The sequence below is a fragment of the Spongiactinospora sp. 9N601 genome, from assembly GCF_044326295.1.
Taxonomy (GTDB): Bacteria; Actinomycetota; Actinomycetes; order Streptosporangiales; family Streptosporangiaceae; genus Spongiactinospora; species Spongiactinospora gelatinilytica.
This window is the reverse complement of the sequence record NZ_JBIRBB010000046.1, coordinates 1-5,757: the sequence shown is the minus strand read 5'-3', so window position 1 is coordinate 5,757 and position 5,757 is coordinate 1. Positions and strand designations below refer to the sequence as shown.

The following is a 5,757-nucleotide window of genomic DNA, read 5'->3' as shown; positions in this document are numbered from 1 at the left end:
AGCCTGCGGACCCTGACCGGTTGCGTCACCTGACCTCCCGAGCGCCAATCGAACGTGATCAGCACCATCCAACCGGCAGCAGCGTCCTACGCGCCAACCCGGTGATCGTTTCCGGTCACAGCACTAGATAACCAGGGGCCGCACGTCCACGTCCGGCGGCGCCTGAACGCCAACATCCGAAACCCTGGGGCTCCTGGCCTGAAGGGCATGGGCGTCTGGGAACACCGTGTGAGCGAGATCCAGACGCCCGCTGCATCGGAACTCGGCGATGGGCCGGCCCTTGATCTCAGCGCGATGATCAGTCGGTGAAAACCCCGGCCGCCGACTCGATCCGACTCGGCGGCTGACACGCGCCTCCAGGGGGCACGGCGTCTTCAGTCATTCCGCCAGGGCCCAACTACTTCTTCTTGATGTCAAAGGGGTCATCAACATACTCAAGTTCGTCCTCGTCCTCGTTGGTCCTGTCGGCTGTGACCTCCTCCTCCGTGCCTCCGAGATGCTGGGCGGCGTGCGCCTTCGCGTGCTCTTCGTTGCTGGACATGCGATGCCCTTTCCGCAGTGGTGGGCGGGTGGTGTGACGGAGCCCGTCATACCACCCTGGGCCTGATCATTCCGGAAGCGAGGGCGGCGGAAAAGCCCTATCCCGGACCGGCCCCCCTTCCGTCGCCGGTTCCAACCCCTGCTGGGTCTACTTGCCTAACGTGGCTTAACACCCTTCAAGCCGCTGACCAGCTAGGACGCTTGACTACCCCAGATAACCATTGCCACATGGTGTGAAGACCAGACAACGTGCCACACGTGAAAGAAGAGATCATCTAGCTCTGACCTGCGGGAAGAGGCCGAGAACCCAAGATAACCAGAGGGGCGCCTTCATCAACTTCCGCGCCTACTACCACAACAGCAGCCGCCACCACGTGTTCACCGCCTTCGACTGGACCATCGGCGGCGGCGGCGCCCGCAACAAGAACAACGTCGAGCTCCGGGTCAAGCACGACAACAGGCTGGGGCACGACCCCATCTACTGGACCTGGATCTCGCTCGACAATAACCGCAAGGGCTACTCGAAGCTGACCTCCGCGAACAGGTACCACCCCGTGCCCAGGGGCGGCGTCAAGGTGCCGAAGAGCAAGAGGGCGTACGTCGAGTTCAAGGCCGTCTTCGACAAGAGGGCCCGCGACCCGCGCTGCACCGGCCACACCCGCAACATCTGACAACAGGGCCGCCGCAGCGGCGATCGGAGGGCCGATCCGTGTTCCCACGTTTCGCGGCGCTCGCCCTGGGGCTGACCGGGGCGCTGGCGCTGACCGCCTGTTCCGCGCACTCCGCGGCCCGGCCCGGCCTGCCCGCATCGGTTTCGGACGTGCCGCGGGGGCGCATGTCCGAGCCGCCGGGTGCGGTCATCCTGACCGCGTCCGCCAGTGGGGCCGTGGTGGCCGATCCGGCCACCCGGTCCTACCGGGGCTACACCACTGCCGGCGATCTCGTCTGGACGGACCGGGATGCCTACCGGGCCGACGCCGAGGTGATCTGCGCCGCGCGCTGCCCGGACGCGGTCGTGTCGCCGGCCGGCGGGGAACCCGCCTGGATGTGGACAGGTTCCCGGCGCGTCCGGCCGGCGGTGCCGACGTCCGCGCGCCGCGTACTGGCCGTACGCGGGCGGTCCGACGCGGTCACCGTCGAGGACGAAGGTGGGAACGCCCGCATCCGGGTGGACCGCGCCGACGGCACCCGGACGCACGTCGGTGTGGCCGGCGCGGCCGGCGTGCTGTGGACGGAGAGTTCCGCCCGCTCGGCGGCCCTGGCCGTCTACGGTACGCCCGGACGGACCGGGACGGGCGTGCTGGCGTTCCGCCGGGACGGGCGTGGGTGGCGTCCCAGCGGCCCGCCTGTGCCGGCGGCCGGCGCCTGGGGAGCATGCCTGGCCCCGGATGGGCGGGCGGTGCTGGCCGGACCACGCGGGCACCTGCTGGCCAATGGTCACATGCTGCCGCTGGCCTCGGATCTGCCGCAGGTGGGCGAATGCGCGGCGGGCCGGAGCGGCGCGGTCCTGGCGGCCCGCTGGGTCGACCCGGGCGGAACGCCGCACACCGACCTGCGGGGCGTGGACGCCGCCGGGCGGCGGACCTGGGCGCGCGACGTCCCCGCGCAGGTGGACGTGGCCGCCCATCCCTCCGGACGGCGATTCGCCCTGACCGCCCAGGCGGTCCTGGAGATCGTCGACCTGTCCGGGCGGACCCTGGCACGCCTCGCCGGGGTGTCGTCCGCGCGGTACACCGAGGACGGACGCCTGATCACCCTCGGCCAGACCGGCGTACCCCGATGGACGAATGCCGACCTGTCCTGAAGCATGAAGGAGGCTCGGGCGGCCAACGTGGCCGGGGCTGCGGCGGCTGGTGCATGTCAGCGGCTGCCGAAGTTCATCGGAGCCGGGCGAACTCCGGGTCAGGTGCCCTCCGCGGCGAGGACGATGTCGAAGGGCACGCGCGACCAAGCTCCGTCGATCGCTCTGCCGTCCGGGGCCGGGGTGCCTGGTGGCTGCCGCTCGAAGTCCTTGACCAGCGACTCCTTGACGCCGAAGACGCTGTCGGAGTCGAGCAGTTCGTCGCCGCGGACGAAGATGTGCGTCACGAGGCGCCTGCGCCCCGGCGCGGTGACCATGAAGTGCAGGTGGGAGGCGCGCATCGGCGACCTGCCGGTGGCGGCGAGCAGCGCGCCGACCGGGCCGTCGTGCGGGATCGGGTACGGCGTCGGGGTGATTCCCCAGAAGGCGTAGTGCCCTCGGTCGTCGGTGAACAGGTGGGCCCGGGCGGCGATCCGCCCGTCGTCGTACTGGACGTCGTACCTGCCGTCCTCGTCGGCCTCCCAGACCTCGATCCGGGCGCCGGGCACGGGCCTTCCGGCCGTGTCCGTCACGGTGCCCTCGACCCGGCACGGCTCGCTGGAGGCGCCGCTGTGGCGCCGGCCAAGGTGCCGCTCGGTCCTCGCGAAGGCGTGGGCCGGCAGGTCGGTGCGCTCCAGGGCGTCGTCCCCATAGGCGCCAAGGCGGAAGTCGACGTGCTCGGCCAGGCCGAACACGGTCATCTTCAGGACCGCGAGCGGATACAGGTTGCCGGTGAGCACCGATTGACGTACTCCCGGGACAGTGCCCACCGCGGTCAGCGCATCGGCCGCACCGGGCAGGACATGCCCGTCGGCGGCCAGCTCGCCGGCCCGGTTGCGCAGTTCCGCGACGAGCACATCGGTGAAGACCCCGAGCAGCCCATCACCGGGATCCAGTCCATGGGCCCGCAACGCGTCGGTCGCGGCGGCCAGCTCGGTACGGCCGTCGAACCGCCACGGCTGTTCCAGCGCGATGCCCGTCGCCCTGTGGAACGCCGCGGCGTAGGCCGGACGTAGGACCGTACCGGCATCGATCAGTGTGTGGTCGATGTCCCAGAGCACCAGCAACGGCGCGGACGCCTCAGTCTGCAACGGAACCTCCAGCCTCCCCAGTGATCACGATCGCGACGCTATGCCACGAATGGTCACGGGCGTCCACGGCGGGGCGCTCCGAGTACGTTCAGATGATCCCGGCATGGGCCGCGGCACGGTACTCACTGGGTGACAAGCCCTTCTCGCGCCGGAACGCGCGGCTGAAATCCGCGGGCCGGGTGAACCCCCAGCGGAGGGCGATGGCGGCGATGGACACGTGCCTCAGGGCCGGGTCGGCCAGGTCGCGCCGGCAGCGCTCCAGGCGCCGGGTCCGGATGTGGGCGGTGACGGCCATGACGTGGTGCTGCTGGAAGATCCGGTGCAGGTAGCGCACGGAGATGTGGTGTGCCGCGGCGATGGCTGCGGGGTCCAGGTCCGGGCGGTCCAGGTTCTCCTCGATGAACGACAGAATGCGCAGGACCAGCAGATGTGCCTGGGAACCCGGCGATGGGGCCTCCTCATCGAGGTGGTGGGACAGCACCGCGGCGGTGAGGTCGACCGCGGTGTGCCCGAGGCGCAGCGCGTCGAACGGCGTGAAGTCGATCCGGTCCTCGGTCAGCGTGGTGACGAATCGGGTGAGCAGGCGGCCGATACCGCGGGTCGCCGGAAGCGGGACCGCGAGCAGCCGGGCCACACGAGCCGCGGGGAGCGGCAGTAGGTGTTTGGGGAACTGCAGGACGATCGTCGACGCCGGGGCAGGGTCGGTGCACGACGCCTCGAACGGCCGGGAGCTGTCATAGAGCACCAGCTCACCGGGACGTACCAGAGTGCGCGTGCGGTTTTGGCCGATCCCCTGCCGCCCGGCGCGGATGAAGGCGATCTGGTAGTGCTCCGGGTCCGACCGCCGGATCAATAAGGGTGTCCGAATGGAGAACAGATTAGTATAGGACATTGTCGTGATATGGGCCGCCCCCAAAGACATCACGTCGAGTCGCGCGGCGAATGCGGAGGGGTTTCCGATGTGGAACCTCGTGGCCACCAATGCAGACGAGGTGGCGTGCTGCCATCCCTCCACGCGCTCATGAGCAGGCAAATCTGAACTGTCGAAGACCAATTGCATGAGACCTCCCGGCCACGCATTTCCTTCGGGGAGAAGGGTGCCATCGCCGGACAGGCGGCGCCAGTGCACTCAATGCGCGGAGGACTGCGCTTACTGCTGATGACATGGGCGTCGTCGCCGCAGAAACTTTATTGCAGACCACAGCCGATCACGCGAAGTCCGATCCGACCACCTCCAGCCCCAGCACCGGCGTTTATCGACAGCAAGCCATTGACGCCCTCAATCAGAGGGTCGACGACACGCCGAACACGCGGAATTCGAAACAGGAGGAAGCATTGAAACGAATCACGGCCGGCATCTGCCTGATCATCGGCCTGGTCATGTCCACCGTGCTACCCGCCGCGGCGAACGTGCCCGCCAACCGCATCATCGAAATCGGGCAGTACAGCGTCACGTCGGAAGCACGCTACTACGCCGCGGGCGAGACCGTCGTGCTGACGCTGGTTCCTTATGGCGACAGCAGAAACACCCTCAGCGGTGACCTGCTGTTCTGCACAACGAACAGCGGCTGCAACGAGGCCATCTGGACGGATTTCGTCAAAACGAACCACGACAATGCGCAGAAACGCTTCGAAGCCGGCCGGAAGGGCTACTTCTCGTTCCGGCTGAGGTGCACGGGCGGTGGCGAGCCGACCACCACCTGCCATGGACGCGGCACCATCGACGACGTCGGATGACGAGATCGATGGCGCGGCCCGCCGGCACGGCACTGCGGCATCGCAGCGTCTGAGACCGGCGACGGCAGCGCCGAGACCCGGCCGATCGACCCCGGCGGCGATTTCCACCCTGCCGCCGGGGTCTCAGCGGATGCCACCGCTGCTCCCCGTGTTATGCGTCCCGCTCCTGGCCGGCGTACGGCGACTGTCTGCCGCGGTGGAGCAGTAACGGGCATATGACGGCGGCCACGACCAGGATGAGCCCGCCGGTGAGCGTGGCGGCGGCGAGGCCGTCGGTGAAGGCGTGCCGGGCGAGGGCGGCGAGGTGGGGCGCGGCTTCGGGAGGGAGCCGTTCGGAGACGCCGATGGCCGCGCCGAGGCTGGAGCCGATGACCTCGGTGGCCTCTGCCGGGACGTCGGCGGGCACTCCGTCGAGGACCCGCGATCGGTACAGGGCGGTGCCGATCGAGCCGAGGACGGCGATGCCCAGCGCGGCGCCGAGTTCGCCGGCGGTTTCGGAGAGCGCGGATGCGGCACCTGAGCGGGTCGGTGGCGCGGATGCGACCACGA

Annotated in this window: 6 protein-coding genes and 1 pseudogene; 3 read left to right on the top strand and 4 right to left on the bottom strand. The window is 69.2% G+C overall.

The features are described from left to right. Positions 1-397: 397 nt before the first annotated feature. Positions 398-541, bottom strand: a complete 144-nt coding sequence (locus ACH34R_RS43955) for a hypothetical protein (protein WP_397567597.1) — start codon at positions 539-541, stop codon at positions 398-400. A gap of 373 nt (positions 542-914) precedes the next feature. Between ACH34R_RS43955 and ACH34R_RS43950 the strand changes: the two genes are divergently transcribed. Continuing rightward, positions 915-1,211, top strand: a complete 297-nt coding sequence (locus ACH34R_RS43950; RefSeq protein WP_397567596.1) for a hypothetical protein — start codon at positions 915-917, stop codon at positions 1,209-1,211. 38 nt (positions 1,212-1,249) lie between these two features. Then, entirely contained in the window at positions 1,250-2,344 is a 1,095-nt protein-coding gene (locus ACH34R_RS43945; RefSeq protein ID WP_397567595.1) for a hypothetical protein, read from the top strand. Between the two features lie 98 nt (positions 2,345-2,442). Here ACH34R_RS43945 and ACH34R_RS43940 read toward each other — a convergent pair whose 3' ends face one another. Together ACH34R_RS43940 and ACH34R_RS43935 are read right to left on the bottom strand one after the other, a co-directional pair. Next, positions 2,443-3,471 (bottom strand): hypothetical protein, encoded by a 1,029-nt coding sequence (locus ACH34R_RS43940; protein WP_397567594.1) that lies wholly within the window; start codon positions 3,469-3,471, stop codon positions 2,443-2,445. 88 nt (positions 3,472-3,559) lie between these two features. Continuing rightward, positions 3,560-4,531 carry a helix-turn-helix domain-containing protein gene (locus ACH34R_RS43935; RefSeq protein WP_397567593.1) on the bottom strand — a complete coding sequence of 324 codons (972 nt, stop codon included), beginning with the start codon at positions 4,529-4,531 and terminating at the stop codon, positions 3,560-3,562. 104 nt (positions 4,532-4,635) lie between these two features. On the opposite strand from ACH34R_RS43935, the gene ACH34R_RS43930 reads away from it, so the two are divergent. Then, entirely contained in the window at positions 4,636-5,208 is a 573-nt protein-coding gene (locus tag ACH34R_RS43930) for a hypothetical protein (protein WP_397567592.1), read from the top strand. Between the two features lie 151 nt (positions 5,209-5,359). Here ACH34R_RS43930 and ACH34R_RS43925 read toward each other — a convergent pair. Continuing rightward, a pseudogene (locus tag ACH34R_RS43925) lies at positions 5,360-5,757 on the bottom strand (MFS transporter); the annotation flags it as partial.